The organism is Mesorhizobium sp. WSM4823 (assembly GCF_055811195.1).
This window is the reverse complement of sequence record NZ_JBVVQL010000004.1, coordinates 520795-540215: the sequence shown is the minus strand read 5'-3', so window position 1 is coordinate 540215 and position 19421 is coordinate 520795. Positions and strand designations below refer to the sequence as shown.

The 19421-nt window shown below is 63.0% G+C and carries 20 protein-coding genes; 13 read left to right on the top strand and 7 right to left on the bottom strand.

What is annotated here, in order from left to right:
* The first annotated feature begins 51 nt into the window (after positions 1–51).
* The 12 genes from AC0L26_RS14600 to AC0L26_RS14545 all read left to right on the top strand — a co-directional run bounded on the left by AC0L26_RS14600 (position 52) and on the right by AC0L26_RS14545 (position 10936).
* Positions 52–819, top strand: a complete 768-nt coding sequence (locus AC0L26_RS14600; protein WP_473633146.1) for an SDR family NAD(P)-dependent oxidoreductase — start codon at positions 52–54, stop codon at positions 817–819.
* Positions 816–1775 (top strand): 2-dehydro-3-deoxygalactonokinase, encoded by a 960-nt coding sequence (locus AC0L26_RS14595; protein ID WP_473633145.1) that lies wholly within the window; start codon positions 816–818, stop codon positions 1773–1775. The genes AC0L26_RS14600 and AC0L26_RS14595 overlap by 4 nt, the downstream gene beginning before the upstream one ends.
* Complete coding sequence (locus tag AC0L26_RS14590; protein WP_473633144.1) at positions 1772–2413, top strand: 2-dehydro-3-deoxy-6-phosphogalactonate aldolase; 642 nt, start codon at positions 1772–1774, stop codon at positions 2411–2413. The genes AC0L26_RS14595 and AC0L26_RS14590 overlap by 4 nt, the downstream gene beginning before the upstream one ends.
* Entirely contained in the window at positions 2410–3291 is an 882-nt protein-coding gene (locus AC0L26_RS14585) for an SMP-30/gluconolactonase/LRE family protein (RefSeq protein WP_473633143.1), read from the top strand. Before AC0L26_RS14590 ends, AC0L26_RS14585 begins: the two co-directional genes overlap by 4 nt.
* A gap of 108 nt (positions 3292–3399) precedes the next feature.
* Positions 3400–4470: a D-alanine--D-alanine ligase family protein gene (locus tag AC0L26_RS14580; RefSeq protein WP_473633142.1), complete on the top strand. Its 1071-nt coding sequence runs from the start codon at positions 3400–3402 to the stop codon at positions 4468–4470.
* A gap of 112 nt (positions 4471–4582) precedes the next feature.
* Positions 4583–5251, top strand: coding sequence for a helix-turn-helix domain-containing protein (locus AC0L26_RS14575; protein WP_473633141.1), 669 nt, complete (start codon positions 4583–4585; stop codon positions 5249–5251).
* A gap of 29 nt (positions 5252–5280) precedes the next feature.
* The gene (locus AC0L26_RS14570; protein ID WP_473633140.1) at positions 5281–6351 is read left to right on the top strand and encodes an extracellular solute-binding protein; all 1071 of its coding nucleotides are present in this window, start codon (positions 5281–5283) and stop codon (positions 6349–6351) included.
* Positions 6352–6361: 10 nt separating this feature from the next.
* A complete protein-coding gene (locus AC0L26_RS14565) occupies positions 6362–7252 on the top strand; it encodes an ABC transporter permease (protein WP_354490057.1) in 891 nt (296 codons plus the stop codon).
* Positions 7252–8037, top strand: a complete 786-nt coding sequence (locus AC0L26_RS14560) for an ABC transporter permease (RefSeq protein WP_473633139.1) — start codon at positions 7252–7254, stop codon at positions 8035–8037. The genes AC0L26_RS14565 and AC0L26_RS14560 overlap by 1 nt, the downstream gene beginning before the upstream one ends.
* A gap of 1 nt (position 8038) precedes the next feature.
* Positions 8039–9148: an ABC transporter ATP-binding protein gene (locus tag AC0L26_RS14555; RefSeq protein WP_473633138.1), complete on the top strand. Its 1110-nt coding sequence runs from the start codon at positions 8039–8041 to the stop codon at positions 9146–9148.
* A gap of 23 nt (positions 9149–9171) precedes the next feature.
* Positions 9172–10557 carry an NAD(P)/FAD-dependent oxidoreductase gene (locus AC0L26_RS14550; protein ID WP_473633137.1) on the top strand — a complete coding sequence of 462 codons (1386 nt, stop codon included), beginning with the start codon at positions 9172–9174 and terminating at the stop codon, positions 10555–10557.
* Positions 10558–10582: 25 nt separating this feature from the next.
* A complete protein-coding gene (locus tag AC0L26_RS14545) occupies positions 10583–10936 on the top strand; it encodes a cupin domain-containing protein (RefSeq protein ID WP_473633136.1) in 354 nt (117 codons plus the stop codon).
* Positions 10937–11003: 67 nt separating this feature from the next.
* Here AC0L26_RS14545 and AC0L26_RS14540 read toward each other — a convergent pair whose 3' ends face one another.
* The 7 genes from AC0L26_RS14540 to AC0L26_RS14510 form a co-directional block, all read right to left on the bottom strand.
* A complete protein-coding gene (locus tag AC0L26_RS14540) occupies positions 11004–11291 on the bottom strand; it encodes a DUF1330 domain-containing protein (protein ID WP_473633135.1) in 288 nt (95 codons plus the stop codon).
* A gap of 29 nt (positions 11292–11320) precedes the next feature.
* On the bottom strand, positions 11321–12004 hold the full coding sequence (pyrF, locus tag AC0L26_RS14535; RefSeq protein WP_473633220.1) for an orotidine-5'-phosphate decarboxylase: 684 nt from the start codon (positions 12002–12004) through the stop codon (positions 11321–11323).
* Between the two features lie 20 nt (positions 12005–12024).
* Positions 12025–12621, bottom strand: a complete 597-nt coding sequence (locus AC0L26_RS14530) for an NADPH-dependent FMN reductase (protein WP_473633134.1) — start codon at positions 12619–12621, stop codon at positions 12025–12027.
* A gap of 288 nt (positions 12622–12909) precedes the next feature.
* A complete protein-coding gene (gene pmtA / locus AC0L26_RS14525) occupies positions 12910–13515 on the bottom strand; it encodes a phospholipid N-methyltransferase PmtA (RefSeq protein ID WP_473633133.1) in 606 nt (201 codons plus the stop codon).
* 141 nt (positions 13516–13656) lie between these two features.
* Entirely contained in the window at positions 13657–14787 is a 1131-nt protein-coding gene (gene dnaJ / locus AC0L26_RS14520) for a molecular chaperone DnaJ (protein ID WP_473633132.1), read from the bottom strand.
* A gap of 212 nt (positions 14788–14999) precedes the next feature.
* Positions 15000–16916, bottom strand: coding sequence for a molecular chaperone DnaK (gene dnaK, locus AC0L26_RS14515; RefSeq protein WP_352927420.1), 1917 nt, complete (start codon positions 16914–16916; stop codon positions 15000–15002).
* A gap of 361 nt (positions 16917–17277) precedes the next feature.
* Positions 17278–18672, bottom strand: a complete 1395-nt coding sequence (locus tag AC0L26_RS14510; protein ID WP_473633131.1) for a GGDEF domain-containing protein — start codon at positions 18670–18672, stop codon at positions 17278–17280.
* Between the two features lie 64 nt (positions 18673–18736).
* On the opposite strand from AC0L26_RS14510, the gene rpe reads away from it, so the two are divergent.
* Positions 18737–19414: a ribulose-phosphate 3-epimerase gene (gene rpe / locus AC0L26_RS14505; protein ID WP_473633130.1), complete on the top strand. Its 678-nt coding sequence runs from the start codon at positions 18737–18739 to the stop codon at positions 19412–19414.
* Positions 19415–19421: the final 7 nt, after the last annotated feature.

Below are 19421 nucleotides of genomic sequence, written 5' to 3'. Positions count from 1 at the left end.
GGCTGGATAGGATGCGCGCCGGTCGGACAGGGCCAGATCTGGAGAGAGAAAATGATGCCATCGGCGCGCTTTGCCGACCTTGAAGACGCTTCGGTGCTGATCACCGGCGGCGGTTCCGGCATTGGCGCCGCACTGACCGAAGGCTTTGTCCGCCAGGGGGCCAAAGTCGCCTTCATCGACATCGCCGACGGCCCGAGCCTGGCGCTGGCCGACCGTATCGAGAAGGATCTCGGCCGCCGGCCCCTCTATCTCAACACAGACATACGCGACATCGAGGCGCTGCGGGCTTCAGCCGCCAAGGCGGCCGAAGCGCATGGTGACGTCACCGTGCTGGTCAACAATGCAGCGCTTGACGATCGCCACGCGGTGGAAGACGTCACGGTGGAGTTCTGGGACAACAATCAGGCGATCAATCTGCGTCCGCATTTCTTCTCCGCCCAGGCGGTGGCGCCGGGAATGAAGCGCGCCGGCGGCGGTTCGATCATCAATTTCACGTCGACGTCGTTTCTGATCAACCATCCCGACATGCCGGCCTATACCGCCGCCAAGGCCGGTATCCTCGGCCTGACCAAGGGCCTTGCCGGCAAGCTCGGCGCCGACGGCATCCGCGTCAATGCGATCGCCCCCGGCTGGGTGATCACCGAACGGCAGAAGCAGCTCTGGGTTAGCGAACAGGCGCTCGCCGCCCACGTTGCCAAGCAATGCATCAAGCAGGTGATGCAGCCGGAAGACATTGTCGGCACGGTGCTGTTCCTGGCGTCGGACGCTTCGCGCATGCTGACGGCGCAGATGCTGATCGTCGACGGGGGCTTCCTGTGAGCCCAGGAATTCCGAGCAAGGCGCCTTCCGTCGCCGCTGTCGACTGGGGCACAACCCGTCTCCGGGTCTGGCTGGTCGATGACGCCGGAAAAGTCCTTGCCGAGCGTCGCGGTGACGATGGGCTGATCACCGCGCAAGCCGCCGGTTTCTCGACCGTTCTCGAAGGGCACCTGGCGGCGATGGGCGCGCCGGAAGCGATGCCCGTCATCATCTGCGGCATGGCCGGCTCGCGCCAGGGCTGGCTCGAGGCGCCCTATGTCACAGTGCCGGCGCCGATCGGCGCCATTCTGGCCGTTGCTACGCGCATTCCGGGCCAGCGCCGCGACATCCGCATCGTGCCGGGCCTTGCCCAGCGCCAGGCCGAGGCGCCCGACGTCATGCGCGGCGAGGAAACGCAGCTTGCCGGCGCTGGTTTGCCGGCAAAAGGTCGCCATCTCGTCTGCATGCCTGGTACCCACTCGAAATGGGTGCTGGTCGAGGACGGCGCCGTTGCAGGTTTTGGCACGTGGCCGACCGGCGAGCTGTTTTCGGTGCTGGCGGCGCATTCGATCCTGCGCCATACGCTGGGCGAGCAGCCTCAGCCGGTCGCATCGGGAAATCCGTTTTTCCGGCGCTGGTGCGAGCAAGCGCTTGCTGACGGCGGCGATGTCACATCGAGGCTGTTCTCGATCCGCGCCGCTGGCCTGCTGCAAGACTTGGAACCAGACGATGCCGCTGCTTGCCTGTCCGGCCTGCTGATCGGCGGCGAGATCGCCTCTGCCAGTCGCCGCTACGGGAAGGGCGCGGCGCCGGTCGTGCTGATCGCGTCTGGCGCGCTCGGCGCGCTCTATACTGAGGCGCTCGGCCTTGGTGGACTTGCGGTTCGGACTGTTGACGCCGACGAGGCAGTGCGTGCCGGCTTGATCGAGGCCGCGCGCGAAAATGGCATGATTGCCGGAAGCGGAGTTGCCGCGTGACCCAGACCGCACCGTTTCCGAAGCTTGGGCGCGGCCTTGTCGCCATCCTGCGCGGCCTCAAGCCAAGCGAGGCGGTGGCAATCGGCCAGGCGATCTTCGAGACCGGCATTGAAGCCATCGAAGTGCCGCTCAATTCGCCGGACCCGTTTGCCTCTATCGCCAGCATCGTCGAGGCGCTTCCATCGACAGCTCTGGTCGGAGCCGGGACTGTGCTGACAGCTACCGATGTTGACGGATTGCACAAAGCCGGCGGGCGGCTGCTGGTCAGCCCCAACATCGATGCCGATGTCATGGGCCGCGCGATGAGTTATGGCATGGTGACGATGCCCGGCGTGTTCACGCCGACCGAGGCTTTCCAGGCGATCAGGCTCGGCGCCTCGGCGCTGAAATTCTTCCCGGCCAGCGTGCTTGGCGCGGCCGGCATCGCAGCGATGCGTGCCGTCTTGCCTGATAAGACGCTGGTCGGCGCGGTCGGCGGCGTCTCGGAAAAGGACTTTGCCGGCTACAAGGCGGCCGGCGTCAGCGTTTTCGGCTTGGGATCCAGCCTGTTCAAGCCTGGTATGAGTGTCGATGAGGTGGCCGCGAACGCGCGGGCTGCCACAGTAGCCTGGGATGCGGCGTTTGGAGCGGCAGGATGAGGCAAGCCATCGTTTCGGTTTTTTCCGACCATGTCTGCCAGCTCGGCGAGGGACCGAGCTATGATGCAGCTACCGATACGCTCTACTGGTTCGACATCGTCAACGGCCAGCTTCTGGAAAAGCGCCTTTCCGGCGGCGCGGTCAAAATCCATGAGCTTGGCCAGATGGCCAGCGCGATCGCCATCATCGATGACAACAGACAGTTGATCGCCACCGAAACCGGCCTGCACGTCCGCGACGTGGCGACCGGCAAGATGACGCTGCACACGGCGATCGAGGCCGACAATCCGATCACCCGCTCGAACGATTCGCGCGTCCACCCCTGCGGCGCCTTCTGGGTTGGCACGATGGGCAAGGGCGAGGAAAAGGCCGCCGGCTCAATCTACTGGTTCTTCAAGGGGGAATTGCGCCGGCTTTATTCGGATATCACCGTGTCGAACTCGATCTGCTTTTCCGAGGATGGTACGGTCGCCCATTACACCGACACCAGCACCGGCCTTTTGATGCGTGTCGGTTGCGATCCGGCAACCGGGCTGCCGGTCGGCGAACCGAAGGTCTTCGTCGATCACCGCAAGGCCAAGGGTTACATCGACGGCTCGGTGCTTGATCGCGACGGCGTCCTATGGAACGCCTGCTGGGGCGGCGGCGTCATCGAAGCTTACGGACCTGACGGCAAGCTCGTCCGATCGGTCGCGATGCCGGTAACGCAGCCGTCTTGCCCGGCCTTTGTCGGCAGGAATGCCGACCGGCTGGCGGTCACCTCCGCCTGGTCGGGCAAAGATGAGAAACAGCGCCTGCTGGATCCGCAAGCCGGCATGACGTTTCTGCTCGACGTCGAGGTCAACGGCCGCTTCGAGCCGCGCGTGCTTATTGCTTGAGTACGTTTCCACTGTCGTGGAGGCGTCTGGCTGACGTCGGTTCAGCGAAAGCCTGATACACTGGCCATGCGATGGTAGGTGATCGCGCCGCTAGGAATTACCCATCCCATGCCAAGCCGCAAACCGAAGCTGATCCTCGTCTATGAGCCGGAAAAGGTCTGCATCGAGCGGCTGATCGCCGATGGCCACATGCCGGAGCGCGCCGCCGAAATCGCCTCCTATCTGGCGCAATCGAGCGACATCGCCCCTGAGTTCGATGCGCTGGCCGCAGCCTGCCTGACGCGCGGCCTGTCCTTCGCGCAGGTGCCGCTTGACGATGCCGCAGGTGCGCTCGCCGGCGAAGATCAGCAGGCCACGCTGGTGTGGACGCTGACCGACGGCGTCGCCTACTTCCGCGGTGGTGCGGCTCCGGCCCTGGCAAGGCTGAACGGCCTGAAGACGGTCGGCGCCGATGATGCGCTGTTTGCGCTCTGCCAGGACAAGTTCCGATCCGGTGCCGTGCTTGGCGCGCTCGGCCTGCCGGTACCGCAAGCCGGGCTGGCCCGCGACGGCCGCTGGCTGGTCGAACCGCCGCCTTCGCCAACCGGCTGGTTCGTTAAGCCGAACCGGCTCGGCGCCAAGATCGGCATCTGGCCGGATTCGCGCAGCAGCGATCTCGGCCATGCGCTGGAACTTAGCCGACGCGTCTTCGCCGACTATCGCGACGATGTCGTCGTGCAGCCCTATGTCGCCGGGCGCAATGCGCGCGCAAGTTTTCTGGGCCTTAAGCCGGACACTGGCGTCGAGGCGCTCGGCATCGCCTTTGTCGATTCGGGCGGCGATTTCCAAACCATGGCCGACAGCCTTGCGCTCTACGGCGACACCGGCGAGGCTGCGAGGGCCGCGGGAACATACACGGAGCCGGTGTTGCTGCCGATCGCCGCCAGTCAGCCGCGAGCCGACGCAGGCATCCGACGGATAGCGCAAAGGCTGATGGCCGGGCTCGGCTTGCGGGATGTATTTTCCATCGATTTCAGGGTCGAAGCCGACGACAGCGTCCATCTCATCGAGTTCGAGGTCTGCCCCGGCCTGCCCTGCTTCGATTTTCGCGCCTATTGCCGAACGCAATGGGAGATGGATCTCGCCGATGCGATGGCCGAGACCGCCGCGAGCCGTTTTAGCGGAATGGCCACGTCTTAAGCAGAAATCCTGCCTAACGCTGCCCCAGGGCTCCAGGATCGTATCGTATCTCGACAAATGGCTTGCGTTCCGCCATCTCACTTAATAGGGTGTTAAGTGAAGGAGGAGCTCGGTGAAAGTCGACTCTGCGACATCCCCGGACATGGCCGTGCTGGCAGCGGCGGATGCGGATAAGACAAAGCATGTCGGTGGGCGGATCAAGGCCATTCGCACGGCCCGACGCATTTCGCTTCGTCAGCTGGCTGACATGATCGGCACGACGGCGAGCTTCATCAGCCAGCTCGAGCGCAATCTGAGTGGAGCCAGCGCCAGCACCCTGATGCGGATCGCGGCTGCCCTGGACCTCGGCATCAACGACTTGTTTGAGCAGACCGAAGGTGGGTTCCACAAGGTGCTCACCAGAGCCGACCGGCCCCTGCTGCCGATCAGCCACGGCTGCCGAAAGACGTTGCTGTCGCGGCGGCCGATCCATGAATTCGAGGTTTATTCGGGTGATTTCGACGTCGGCGGCTCGACCGGCAATGACGCTTACACCCATGGCGGCAAGCACGAGATGTTCGTCGTCCTGAAGGGAACGGTCGAGCTGACGCTGGCGGACGAGCGCTTCGTCATGAACGAGGGCGACAGCATCGAGTACGCAACCTCGACGCCGCATCGCACGGTGAACATCGGCAAGACGCCGGCGCAGGTGCTCTGGATCATCGCGCCGCCGACCAGTGGCGCGGCGGAACTCAATCAATACACGTCCGGACAAGGCTCGCAGCCGGGCGCACAGAAGTAATGCGGGTGCACGTAAATGGGAGATAAAACATGAAGACCAAGATCGGACAGGCGGCCGCGCTCGGGCTGCTGATGATCACGACCGCAGCGCTTGCACAGAGCAAGCCTGTGGCGGGCGAGGTGGCCGAGGGCTCGCTGAAGGGCAAGACGCTTACCTTCGTCTCGTATGGAGGCATTTATCAGGACGGCCAGATCGCGGCGCTGAAAGAGTTCGTCGACAAATCAGGTGTGACGCTGCTCAGCGACGGACCAACCGAGATCTCGAAACTGCAGGCGCAGGTCGAGTCCGGCAATGTCACCTGGGACGTTGTCGATACCGGCGATTTCCCGCCCTACGTCTATTGCGGCAAGCTGTTCCAGAAGCTGGACTTCTCGAAGATCGATACGTCCAACATTCCACAGGGCCAGATCAGCGATTGCAGCGTGCCGGCCATGAACTATGGCGTGGTGCTGATGTACAACACCGAAAAGTACAAGGATAATCCGCCTAAGAGCTGGAAGGATTTCTTCGATATCGAGAAGTTCCCGGGCTCGCGCGCTCTGGAGGGCAGCGGCGATCTGTCCGGCGGCATGATCGAGCAGGCGCTGCTCGCAGCCGGTGGGTCGGTGGAAAGCATGACGGTTGCCGACATCGACAAGGCTATCGAGAAGGTGAAGTCGCTCGGTCCGGACACGATCTTCTGGAAGACCGGCGCCGATTCCCAGCAACTCGCCGAATCCGGCGAAGCCGACATGATCGCGATGTGGACCGGACGCGCCATGACCGCGGTGAAGAACGGCGCGGCGTACACGCCGGTGTGGCAGGACTGGCTGGTCGTGATGGACCAGATGACCATTCCGATGGGCGTCAAGGATCCCGACGCGGCGCATGCGCTGATCAACGCCTATGTCGGCAAGAGCGCGCAGGAGACGCTTGCAAAAACCACCTCGTATACCCCGATCCACAAGGACGCGAAGCCCGAAGTAGACGAGGTCACCGCGGCGTTCATGACCAACACGCCGGACAAGCTTAAGCTTGGCTATCAGCAGAACATCAAGTTCTGGGTGGAGAACTTCGAGGTCGCGAACGAAAAGTGGAACGCGTTGATGGCGGGCAACTAGGCCCATCCCTGTGGCAACGATAACAACAGACAGCCGGAACACTGGTCCGGCTGTCGCGGCAGGTGACCGGCGGCGCTGGTTTCGCGGACAGGCTTTTTGGCTCGTCGCGCCGGCGCTGCTGCTGCTCGTTGTCTGCCTGGGCCTGCCGCTCGCCATCGTGACCTTGCGGAGCTTTTCCGAGCCGCAATGGGGATGGCAGAACTACGCCTGGTTCTTCGGCACACCGGTCAACCTGACCGTCCTCCAGCGGACCTTCGCGATCTCCGCCTGGGTGACGCTGGTATGTCTCATCGCCGGCTATCCCTATGCCTATGTGATGACCGCAGTCGGACCCAAGATGCGGCTTATCCTGATCCTGTGCGTGCTGGTGCCGTTCTGGGTAAGCGGCGTGGTGCGCACCCTGGCATGGGTCATCCTTTTACAGGATTCCGGCGTGATCAACTCCGTCATCCGGGCAGTCGGCCTCAGCCCGGTCAAGCTGATCCGCACGCAGACCGGCGTGGTGATCGGCATGGCGCAGGTGCTGCTGCCGTTCATGATCCTGCCGCTCTATTCGGTGATGAAGACGATCGACCTGCGGCTCATGCAGGCGGCACGAAGCCTCGGCGCGAGCCCGGCGCGCGCCTTTGCCCAGGTTTACCTGCCGCTCTCGCTTCCAGGCGTCTATGCTGGCGCCATCATCGTGTTCATTCTGGCGCTCGGCTTCTACATCACCCCCGCGCTGCTCGGCGGTCCGCGTTCGACCATGCTTTCGACCCTGATCCAGAACCAGGTGCTCAGCCTGCTCAACTGGGGTCGCGGCGGTGCTATGGGGGTGGTGTTGCTGATCGCGACCTTCGTCCTGCTCGCGCTTGCAGCGCCGCTGTCGCGCCAACCGTACAAGACGGGATCGAGACGCTGATGAAACAGCCCGGTCGAATCCTGCTCGGTCTGTTCTGCCTGCTGGTCGCGGTCTGGCTGGTCGCGCCGACAATCGTCGTCGTGCCGATGTCGTTCAACGACAAGAAGTCGCTGGCCTTTCCACCATCCGGCTTTTCCTGGCAGTGGTACCAGAACTTTTTCACCAATCCCGAATGGTCGGCGAGCCTGATCGGTTCGCTCAAGGTTGCCGTCGTCACTGCGGTGTTCGCCACCGTCATCGGCACGCTGGCTGCATTCGGCCTCGATCGCATGAAAAGTCGCGTCAGCGGCGTGCTGCGTGCACTGCTGATCACGCCGATGGTCGTGCCGGGAGTGGTACTCGCTGTCGGAATCTATGCGGTCTATCTCGATACGCAACTGGTCGGCACCATGACCGGCTTCGTGCTGGCCCACACGATGCTCGCCGTCCCTTTCGTCATCATCGCCGTCTCCGCCAGCCTGGAAGTCTTCGACAAACGGCTGGAGACGGCTGCGGCCAGCCTCGGTGCGACCCGGCTGACGGCGTTCAGGACGGTGACCTTGCCGCTGATCGCGCCGGGCATCTTGTCGGGGCTGCTGTTTGCCTTCGTAACCTCGTTCGACGAGATCATCGTCGCGCTGTTCATCACCAGCCCTTACCTGAAGACACTGCCGGTCCAGATCTTCTCCAGCATCACCCGGGACGCCGACCCCACCGTAGCGGCGGTGGGCACGCTGCTCTTCATCGTGACGTCGCTGGTTATCGGGGCGGGGCTGCTGATCGGCTCGAGACAGGGAAAACGCTGACATGGCCTCACCATCGACACGCGGCGCAGCCATCGATCTCAAAGCCGTCTGCAAAAAATACGGCAGCTTCACCGCTCTCGACAGCGTTTCGCTGCACATCGAGCCGGGGGAGTTCATGACGCTGCTCGGGCCCAGCGGTTCGGGCAAGACGACCACGCTCAACGTCATCGCCGGCTTCACCGAGGTCAGCTCGGGTTCGCTTGATGTCGGCGGCAAGAGCGTCATCGGCGTACCGGCGCACAAACGCAATATCGGCGTGGTCTTCCAGCACTACGCGCTGTTTCCGCATATGACCGTGAGCAGGAACGTCGCATATCCGCTGACCTTGCGCGGCATCGCCAATCCCGATCGCGAGGCGCGGGTGCGCAAGGCGCTGGACATGGTGAAGATGGCGGATTTCGGCCACCGCTTCCCCAGCGAGCTCTCCGGCGGGCAGCAGCAGCGCGTCGCGCTGGCGCGCGCCATCGTATTCGACCCGCCGCTGCTGCTGATGGACGAGCCGCTCGGCGCGCTCGACAAGAAGCTGCGTGAATGGCTGCAGCTCGAGATCAAGCGGATCCACCGGGAATTGGGCACCACCTTCGTCTACGTCACGCACGACCAGGAGGAGGCCTTGGTGCTCTCGGACCGCATCGCCGTGTTCAACCAGGGACGCATCGAGCAGATCGGCAGCGGTCGCCAACTCTACGATGAGCCCGAGACCCTGTTCGTCGGCAAGTTCGTCGGCGACTCGACGATACTGCGTGGTGCAGCCTCCACCTCCGGCGGCGAGACCGCCATCGAAATAGCCGGACGGAAAGTGGCCGCCGCCAAACGCCTTCCAGACGGCGCCAAACCAGTGATGCTGCTGCGGCCGGAGAAGCTGAGCCTCGCCAGACGGGGGAAGGGCGGACAGGATCGAAACGTCCTGCCCGGTCGCATTGGCGAAGCCATCTATCTCGGCTCGGGCTCCAAATACGAGGTTGTGCTGGCAGATGCCTCCAAGGCGATCGTGCGCTCGACGCTGGATGCCGAGACCTTTGCCATCGGCGACGAGGTCGACCTGATATTTGCGGGCAGCGACGTGAAGCTGTTGGCGGACGACGAAAAGGCCGATTTCACGCTGACCTGAATCTTATCCTGGGAATAGCAATAATGGACGTGAAGAAGAACGGCGACGTGTCATTCTGGTATGCCGACATCGGCGGCGTGCCCGGCTACCGACCGCCGCTGCAAGGCGATATCGTGGCCGACATCTGCATCGTCGGGGCCGGCTACACCGGGCTTTGGACCGCTTACTATCTGAAGCAGGCAGCTCCGCACCTCAACATCGTCATCGTCGAGAAGGAGTTCGCCGGCTTCGGTGCTTCGGGACGCAATGGCGGCTGGCTGTCCGGCGGGTTCTCATGGTCGCGCGAAAAATACGAGGAGGCATCCTCGCGCCAAGGGGTAATCGCCATGCAGGCGGCAATGATGGGCACGGTGAACGAGGTCATATCGGTCGCGGAAGCCGAAGGTATCGACGCCGACATTCGCCGTACCGACGAACTGCTGGTCGCAACCAATGAGGCGCAGGAGCAGCGCGCCAAGGCGATGTATGCCCATGCCAGATCCTGGGAGCTGACCGACGAACGCGTCGGGTATATCGATGCAGCGGAGATGCGCCGGCGCATAGCGGTGCACAATGCCCGCGGCGCTTTCGTCATCAAGAAAGTTGCGCGGGTTCAGCCCGCAAAGCTGGTGCAGGGGCTCGCCAGGGCAGTGGAGCGCCTCGGTATCCAGATCTGTGAACAGACGACCGTGCTGTCGATCGAGAAAGGCAAGGTCGTAACCAATCGTGGCGTGGTGCGGGCCGAAAAGATCGTGCGGGCGACCGAAGGTTTCACCGCGGGCATTGCCGGCCACGAGAGACTTTGGCTGGCGCTCAACAGCGCCATCGTTGTCACCGAGCCTTTGTCCGAAAAGCTATGGAGCGAAATCGGCTGGGACGGCTACGAGGTGCTCGGCGACGCCGCGCACACATACTGCTACGCGCAGCGCACCCGGGAAGGACGCATTGCCATGGGCGGACGCGGGGTACCCTATCGTTTCGGCTCTAAGACCGACATTCGAGGCGTCACCCAGCAGGCGACGATCGACAAGCTGCACAAGACCCTGACGACGCTTCTGCCGCAGACCAAGGGGTTAAAGCTCGACCATGCGTGGTGTGGAACACTGGGCGTGCCGCGCGACTGGTGCACGACGGTGGGCTTCGACCGGCAGAGCGGAATAGGCTGGGCCGGCGGCTATGTCGGCCTCGGCGTCTCCACATCGAACCTCTCGGGACGCACATTGAGGGATCTGCTGCTGGGCAACGACACCGAGCTGACGCGGCTTCCCTGGGTCAATCGAACGGTGCGCAAATGGGAGCCGGAGCCGCTGCGCTGGTTGGGCGTTCATTCGATGTATCAGCTCTATCGCATTGCCGACGAGCGGGAAGCGAAGGGGCTGCCGCGGACATCGCGGCTGGCCGCCCTGGCCGATCGCATCACCGGCCACTGAACCGCATCACCTCAAGGACTCAGGAATGATCGACTTCAAGACCTTCGCCCACCTTGCGCATATCGACCTCGGCGAGCCCCAGCCGAAACCCACCTCGTTGGAAGGCGATCAGCTGGAAGCAGCCAACACCCTCTGGGCTTCGGATGACGGCAAGATCGAAGTTGGTGTCTGGGAATGTTCGCAGGGCCGGTTCACCGCACGCCGAGATACGAATTCCGAGATTTGCCACATCGTCTCAGGCCGCGTAACGCTGCACGGTCCCGACGGCGCGGCCAAGGATGTCGGACCCGGCGAATTGCTTGTCCTGCCGCTTGGCTGGGCTGGCGAATGGACCATCCACGAGAGGACGCGCAAGCTTTACATCCTGCATTCGGTCTGACCGCCGCGGGTGCACGCTCGCGTTCGTTTCTGATAAGACCACGCATACCACGGTGGTTGCCGCTTAACTAAACCCCTTCGACCAGCACGATCTCGCCGTCGGCCACTTTCTGGCGGATCGCGACGGCGCGCTGGTATTCGGGCGAGTGGTAGCAATCGTGCGCCGCAGCCAATGATGGAAACTCGATGATCACGTTGCGGTCGCGACCCGGCCCCTCGGCCTTTTCATGCGCGCCGCCACGTGCGAGAAATTTCGCGCCGAAGCGATCGAAGGCCGGTTTGGCGGCAGTGACATAGTCCTTGTAGCCTTCCGCATCGCGCACATCGACGCGGGCGATCCAGTATCCCTTGGGCATGCTTTTTCTCCGAAGTTGTTCTTGGGCCGCTATGCCGAGCGCATTTCGTCAAGAATTGCTTCCGCCACTGCCCGCCTGTCGGCGGCGCCGACGATCGGCCGGCCGACGACGAGATGGCTGGAGCCGTTGCGGATCGCTTGCGTCGGCGTGACGACGCGTTTCTGGTCGCCATGGTCGCTGCCCTTGGGCCGTATTCCCGGCGTGACGACGGCCATGTTGGGACCGACGATCCGGCGCACCGCTTCCGCTTCTTCGGCCGAGCAGACGATGCCGCCCATGCCGGCATGCAGCGCCTGCTCGGAGCGCCTTAGCACCAGCGTATGCGGGTCGTATTCATAGCCGGCGTCGATCACGTCCTGCTCGTCCATCGACGTCAACACGGTGACGCCAAGCAGGCAGAGATCGCTGCCCCTGGCGGCCTCGACGGCTGCCAACATCGTCTTCGGATAGGCATGGAGCGTCAGCATGGTCATGCCCATCCTGGCGATGGCCTCGACACCCTTGGCTACCGTGTTGTCGATGTCGAGCAGCTTCATGTCGAGGAAGATCCTGGTGCCGCCGCTGGCGAGCTCGCGGGCGAAATCGAGGCCGCCGGCGAAGGCGAGCTGATAGCCAATCTTGTAGAAGGAGACGATCCCGTCGAGCTCTCGCACCGTTCTCTCGGCTTCTTTCAGCGTCGGCACGTCGAGGCCGACGATCAGCCTGTCCTGCATGGTTTCGGCGCGTTCCTGGATCACGCCTCGATCCGGGTGGACAGCATGCGCGAGGTTTCGATCAGCGTGCGGCATAGGTGCTCCATCGCTCTGTGCAGTCTCTCGTCCCTGAAATTTCCGTCCTCGTCGAAGGCGTTGCCGCCCTCCGGCACCGAGCACTCCGGCGTCACCACCTCCATCTGGCAGCGCACCAAAACGGCGCGCAGATGGTTGATGCAGCGTACCCCGGCGAAGTGTCCTTTGGAAGATGAACAAAGGCCGGCGGGCTTGCCGGTGAACGGCCTGAACGACCGCCCGCCATCCTTGCGCACCCGGCTCACCCAGTCGATGCTGTTCTTGAGCAGCGGCGGGATGGAGCCGTTATATTCGGGCGTCGCGATCAGCAGCCCGTCATGAGCGGCGATCTGCCGGGCAAGCTTGATGGCGTTTTCGGGAACGCCCTTCTCCCTTTCCAGGTCCTCGTCCAGGATCGGCAGCGGATAGTCGGCAAGGGAGATGCGGGTCACCTCGGCGCCCTGCATGGCGAGTTCCTTCTGCGCCACATCGGCGGTTCTGCCGCTGTAGGCGCCAGCGCGGATCGAGCCCGCGAAGACGAGAATTTTCGGGATCACTGCCATTGGCCAACCTTGTCCCCGGACAGGTACAGCCAAGGATCGCTCAAATCAACGCCAACTTCGTCATCCCTGGGCGGAGCAGGAGCGAAGCTCCGTCGCGGAGACCCTGGGATCCATTCCGTGACCTTGGCCGTGGAGTGCCGCAGAGCAGAATTCTGCACCGCTGGGGTGCTCAGATGTCCCGGCATGGATCCTCGGGTCTGCGCTGCGTCGCTACGCTCCTTGCTCCGCCCGTGGATGACGAAGTGACGTGCGTTTCCACTAATCGCTGAACGGTCGTGCGCCGAGAAGCTAATGCGCCCCGCGCCGATAGATCCAAAGCTGCGTTGGCGGGATATTGCGGATGACGAAATGGAAATGCTCGACCGTGTAGTCGCCGCGGCCGGGCGGGATCGGCGACAGCGGGCCGTAGGTCAGCTGAACGATCGGGCGGCCTGTCGGGATGCGGTCGAGAAGGCTTTCGACATAGGCGATGCGCTGGGCGACCGGGAAATTGAGCAACGGCACGCCGGAGACGACCGAATCGAAGGTCAGGCCGCCCTTGTCGCCGAGCGTCGCGTCGAGATTGAAGGCGTCGCCCTCGATGACGTTGACGCCGGGATAGAGCCGGCGCAGATGGTGCACGAAATCGGTGGAATATTCGACCGCGTAGAGATTTTCAGGCCTTACGCCCCGGGCGAGGATGGCTCGGGTGATGACGCCGGTGCCGGGCCCAACTTCGAGCACTGGCAGGCCTGACGTCGGGTCGACGACGGAGGCCATCTTGCGGGCCGTGATGGAACTGGTTGGCACGATCGAACCGACCGCCTTCGGCTTGTCGATCCAGCCCTTGAAGAACTTCAGTTCGTCATCGAACTTTTCCGCCAGCGCTTTTCGCAGTCCGGGACCATGTGCCATGCAAGTTCTCCTGAACGCTCCCCCGAGAGGCTACTTAGCAGCTACAGGGTCCAAGGCAAGGCGGATGCCGGTATAAGATGTTGATGACGCTAGGGGAGCTTCCCCTAGATTGTACTCCACACTGATTGGCAAGAATAGGCGTCAGCGCTCGCCGAAGGTTTCGAAGAAGTCCTTCATGCGGGCGAAAAAGCCGCTCGACTGGGGCGAATTGTCCTTCGAGGAAAGCTGTTCGAACTCCTCCAGCAGCTCGCGCTGACGGCGGGACAGGTTCTGCGGCGTCTCGACCGCGGTCTGGATATAGAGGTCGCCGACATTGTGCTGGCGCAGCACCGGCATGCCCTTGCCCTTAAGGCGGAATTGGCGGCCGTTCTGGGTGCCTTCCGGTACCTTCACCTTCGTCTGGGTGCCGTCCAGTGTCGCCACCTCGAACGAACCGCCAAGCGCGGCGGTTGTCATCGAGATCGGCACCTTGCAGTAGAGATCGGCTCCGTCGCGCTGGAAGAATTCGTGCGGCTTGACCGCCAGGAAAATATAGAGATCGCCCGACGGACCGCCGCGCAGGCCGGCCTCGCCCTCATTGGCGAGGCGGATGCGGGTGCCGTCCTCGATACCGGCCGGGATGTTGACCGAGAGCGACCGCTCCTCGGTGACGCGGCCCTGACCGGCGCATTTCGGGCATGGCTCCTTAATGGTCTGGCCACGCCCCTGGCATTGCGGGCAGGTGCGCTCGATCGAGAAGAATCCTTGCGTGGCGCGCACCTTGCCGTGGCCGTTGCACATCGAGCAGGTGACGGGCTGAGTGCCGGGCTTGGCGCCGGTGCCGGAGCATTCCGTGCAGGAGATCGACGCCGGCACGTGAATCTGCGCCGTCTTGCCGGCGAATGCCTCCTCCAGCGTGATTTCCATATTGTAGCGCAGGTCGGCGCCGCGCTCGCGGCCACCTGAGGAGCGGCGCTGGCGCCCGCCCATCATATCGCCGAAAATATCCTCGAAGATATCGGCGAAGCCGCCGGCGCCGAAGCCTTGCGCGCCGCCATTCATCCCGCCCTGCTCGAAGGCGGCGTGGCCGAAACGGTCGTAGGCCGCGCGCTTCTGCGGATCCTTCAGCGTCTCGTAGGCCTCGTTGATTTCCTTGAACTTGTGCTCGCAGGAATGATCGCCGGGATTGCGATCGGGATGGAACTGCATGGCGAGCTTGCGGAAAGCGCTCTTGAGCTCCTTCTCGTCTGCCCCCTTTTGCACGCCCAACGTTTCGTAGAAATCAGCTTTCATCTTTTCCTGCAGTCCGGATATTCAACGTCTTGAAGCCTTGTTGCGTCGTTTGCCGGCACGCTGTTCCGATTTAGGTGCGATGAGGCCGCGATGCCAGTGTCGGCACGGGCTTGCTCGCATTTTTTCGATCAAGCCCGCACTTTTTCGGCCAGAGTTGCAAAAAAGCCCGGCTTTGCGCCGGGCTTTTCTGCCTCAACCTGCCGTCAGGCGGTTCAGGCCGACTTCTTCTTGTCGTCGTCCTCGTCGATTTCTTCGAAATCGGCGTCGACCACGTCGCTGTCCTTGGCGGCATCCGCCTTGGCGTCAGCCTCCGCGGCTTCCTTCTGCGAAGCTTCGTACATGGCCTGGCCGAGCTTCATCGAGGTTTCGGCGAGCGCCTGCGTCTTGGCCTCGATCTCGGTCGCGTCGTCGCCTTCGGCAGCGGTCTTCAGCGCCGCGATCGCATCTGATATCGCCGTGCGGTCGGCCTCGGAAACCTTCTCGCCATATTCCTTCAGCGACTTCTCCGAGGAATGGACCAGCGCCTCGGCCTGGTTGCGGGCCTCGACCAGCGCGCGCCGCTTCTTATCGGCCTCTGCATTGGCTTCGGCGTCCTTCACCATCTTCTCGATGTCGGCGTCCGAAAGGCCGCCAGACGCCTGGATGCGGATCTGGTGCTCCTTGCCGGTGCCCTTGTCCTTGGCCGAGACGTTGACGATGCCGTTGGCGTCGATGTCGAAAGTGACCTCGATCTGCGGCACGCCGCGCGGCGCCGGCGGAATGCCGACCAGGTCGAACTGGCCGAGCGCCTTGTTGTCGGCGGCCATTTCACGCTCGCCCTGGAAGACGCGGATGGTCACAGCCGACTGCGAATCCTCGGCCGTCGAGAACACCTGGCTCTTCTTAGTCGGGATCGTCGTGTTGCGCTCGATCAGGCGCGTGAACACGCCACCCAGCGTCTCGATACCGAGCGACAGCGGCGTCACGTCGAGCAACAGCACGTCCTTGACGTCGCCCTGCAGCACGCCGGCCTGGATGGCGGCGCCCAATGCGACGACCTCATCCGGATTGACGCCTTTATGCGGCTCCTTGCCGAAGAACTGCTTCACGATCTCCTGGATCTTAGGCATGCGGGTCATGCCGCCGACCAGGACGACCTCGTCGATTTCGCCGGCCTTCAGGCTGGCATCCTTGAGCGCGGCCTTACAGGGCTCGATCGTGCGCTGGACCAGATCCTCGACCAGGCTCTCGAACTTCGCACGCGTCAGCTTCAGCGTCAGGTGTTTGGGGCCGCTGGCATCGGCGGTGATGAAGGGCAGGTTGATCTCGGTCTGCGTGGTGGACGACAGCTCGATCTTGGCCTTTTCGGCCGCCTCCTTGAGGCGCTGAAGGGCGAGCTTGTCGTTGCGCAGGTCGATGCCCTGTTCCTTCTTGAACTCGGCCGCCAGATACTCGACCAGACGCATGTCGAAATCCTCGCCGCCGAGGAAGGTGTCGCCATTGGTCGACTTCACCTCGAAGACGCCGTCGCCGATCTCTAGCACCGAAATGTCGAACGTGCCGCCGCCAAGGTCATAGACGGCAATGGTCTTGCCTTCCTTCTTGTCGAGGCCGTAGGCAAGTGCGGCCGCGGTCGGCTCGTTGATGATGCGCAGCACTTCAAGGCCGGCGATCTTGCCGGCATCCTTGGTGGCCTGACGCTGGGCGTCGTTGAAATAGGCCGGAACGGTGATGACCGCCTTCTCGACCTTCTCGCCGAGATAGGCTTCCGCCGTTTCCTTCATCTTCTGCAGGATCATCGCCGAGATCTGGCTGGGCGACTGCTTCTTGCCGCCGGCCTCGACCCAGGCGTCGCCATTGTCGCCCTTGACGATCTTGTAGGGAACAAGCTTCTTGTCCTTGTCCGTCACCGGGTCGTCATAGCGGCGGCCGATCAGGCGCTTGACCGCGAAGATGGTGTTTTCAGGGTTGGTGACCGCCTGGCGCTTGGCCGGCTGGCCGACGAGGCGCTCGCCATCGCTGTTGATGGCGACGATGGAAGGGGTCGTGCGCGCGCCTTCCGCATTCTCGATGACCTTCGACTCCTTGCCGTCCATGATGGCGACGCAGGAATTGGTGGTCCCCAGATCGATACCGATTACTTTTGCCATTTTTCTAGTCTCTCCGCTAAGCAGGCTTCTCTGGACCCGTACAGGCGTTCCGACGAAAGCCCCTGTTCACAAGAAATTCCGCTTCGGCAACCGGCATTCCGGCGTCGAACGGCTTGGCGCGTATATAAGAACAGGCTGCGCGGCGCGCAAGCATTCTGCGCAAGGCGTCCAACATCCTTTTCTCGGGCCGGGCCGGGTGCTCTCCGGCGACGGCATGGCGAGTTCAGGCCGTGCAGCGTTTCCCGATGGACCTTTTCGCGTCCGTTCGCGGGCCGCGAACCCTCCAGTAGGGTTGGTGCGCAATAAGCCGCAACCTGCATGGCGGCACCCGAGACCCCGCCGGAGCGCTCCGGCGGGTTGTTCATCGCGCGTGATCGTCGAGTGCGGGTCGGCCGCCTTCGACCTTCAAACCCGAGAACTCATGGGCAATCGTTCGATTGCGTCCAGTCCGCTTCGCCTCGTAAAGCCTTGCATCGACCCGCTTGTACAGGTTCGCCCAGGCTTCGCTGGGTTTAAACGTTCCGACGCCGAAACTCGCGGTGAGCTGACCCACCCCCTTCAGCCCGGCAAAACTGTTCTCCTCTATGGCGATCCTTAGCCGTTCGGAGCATTCATAGGCTTCCTCGGAACTGGTATCTGGAAGGAACACCGCGAATTCCTCACCGCCCAGCCGGCCGACGATATCCCCTTTGCGCGCTGATTTGCGCAGCACGCGTCCGACCTCTCGCAGGACGCTGTCGCCGACGTCATGACCGTGGGTGTCGTTGATGCTCTTGAAATGGTCCAGGTCGCACAGGACGAGCGATGCGGCGCCTTTTCCGCTCTTTCGCTGATAGGCCGAGGCGCGCTCTTCGAACCCGCGCCGGTTCAGAACGCCGGTCAGCGGATCGACATCGCGCTCCCGTCGAAGATCGTCGATCACGTCGGCAACGGCGGCGGCGAGGATCGCCAGAGCGAGAGCCGCGCCGAGCACGGCAAGAGAAAGCTGAAGTGCCTGCCAAAACATCGAGTTCGCGAAGGCTGTTTTATCGGCGGGCGCCGAAAGCCCGATCGTCAACAAGGTCCGCGGAAAGAAATGCAGCGCAAAGGCCAGGAGAATCCAGAACAGCACCCTGTCGACGTACCGGCCTTCCGCAAGCGGCGAGAGTCGCACTGCGGCAATGAGCAGGATCATCCCGTACCCGAAATTCTGGATGTAGACGCGGGCAAGAAGGTTGCGATCGACGTAGAAGAAATACGCCAGCAGAAGCGTGAATCCGATCAGGATCGCCGCGTCCATTCTCAGGCCGAGCCTGGTCCCCGAGCGGAGCAGGATACCCTCGACCGCCGCGAGAACAGCCGATGTATAGAGAGCGCCGGACACGATTGCATTGGGTCCGGCCCCTGACGGCCAACCGAGAATTTGGGATATGGCGCCAAGAGCAAATAAAGCGCAGGCGCCCGCCAACACAAGGAGATAGCTTCGCTTTCGTTCGATGAGCCAGGCGCAGACGAAGGCAATCCCAAAGACAAACAATATTCCAGGGCTTATCAATGCGAGTGCGGTCCTGACGATCGCCCCGTCCATCAAATCAATGCTCCTGTTGCGCCGAGACGCGGCCCTTTGCATGGGTCTAGATCGCTGCCGGGGATACTCCGAAACCTTTATCCAATCTGATAAGAAAAGCCTCGGATTAGAATCGTCCGATTTCGTCGAGCTGGACGCCACGCTACGCCTTCGGCTGAACGTGGGGCAGCAACAGCGCCTTTCCGCCACGACGACTGGCCATTTTCGGGCCGATACGGTAGGGCGGGAACTGGCTCAAGAGCGGGAAGCGGACATGGCTCAAAAAACCCTGATCGCGCCATCGGTGCTGGCGTCGGATTTTTCGAAGCTAGGCGACGAGGTTGAGGCGGTGGCGGCGGCCGGCGCCGACTGGATCCACCTCGACGTCATGGACGGGCATTTTGTGCCCAACATCACCTTTGGCCCGCCGGTGATCAAGGCGATCCGCAACCGCACCAAAGCCTTCTTCGACTGCCATCTGATGATCGCGCCGGCCGATCCTTATCTGGAGGCTTTCGCCGAAGCTGGCTGCGACGGCATGACAGTACATGCCGAAGCTGGGCCGCATCTCGACCGTTCGCTGCAGACGATCAGGAGCCTCGGCAAAAAGGCGGGCGTGTCGCTCAATCCGGCGACGCCGGAAACGGCGATCGAATATGTGCTCGACCGGCTCGACCTGATCTTGATCATGACCGTCAATCCGGGTTTTGGCGGCCAGGCCTTCATTCCGGCGATTGTCGATAAGGTGAAGCGGGTGAAGGCGCTGATTGGCAACCGGCTGATCCGGATCGAGATCGACGGCGGTATCTCGCCGCAAACAGCACCTTTGGTCACCGCCGCCGGCGCCAGCGTATTGGTCGCCGGTGCGGCCATCTTCAAGGGCGACAGCGTCGAAGCCTATCGTGCGAATATCGAGGCGATCAGGACGGCGGCCGACCGGGCGGCCGGCTGACGCTGCT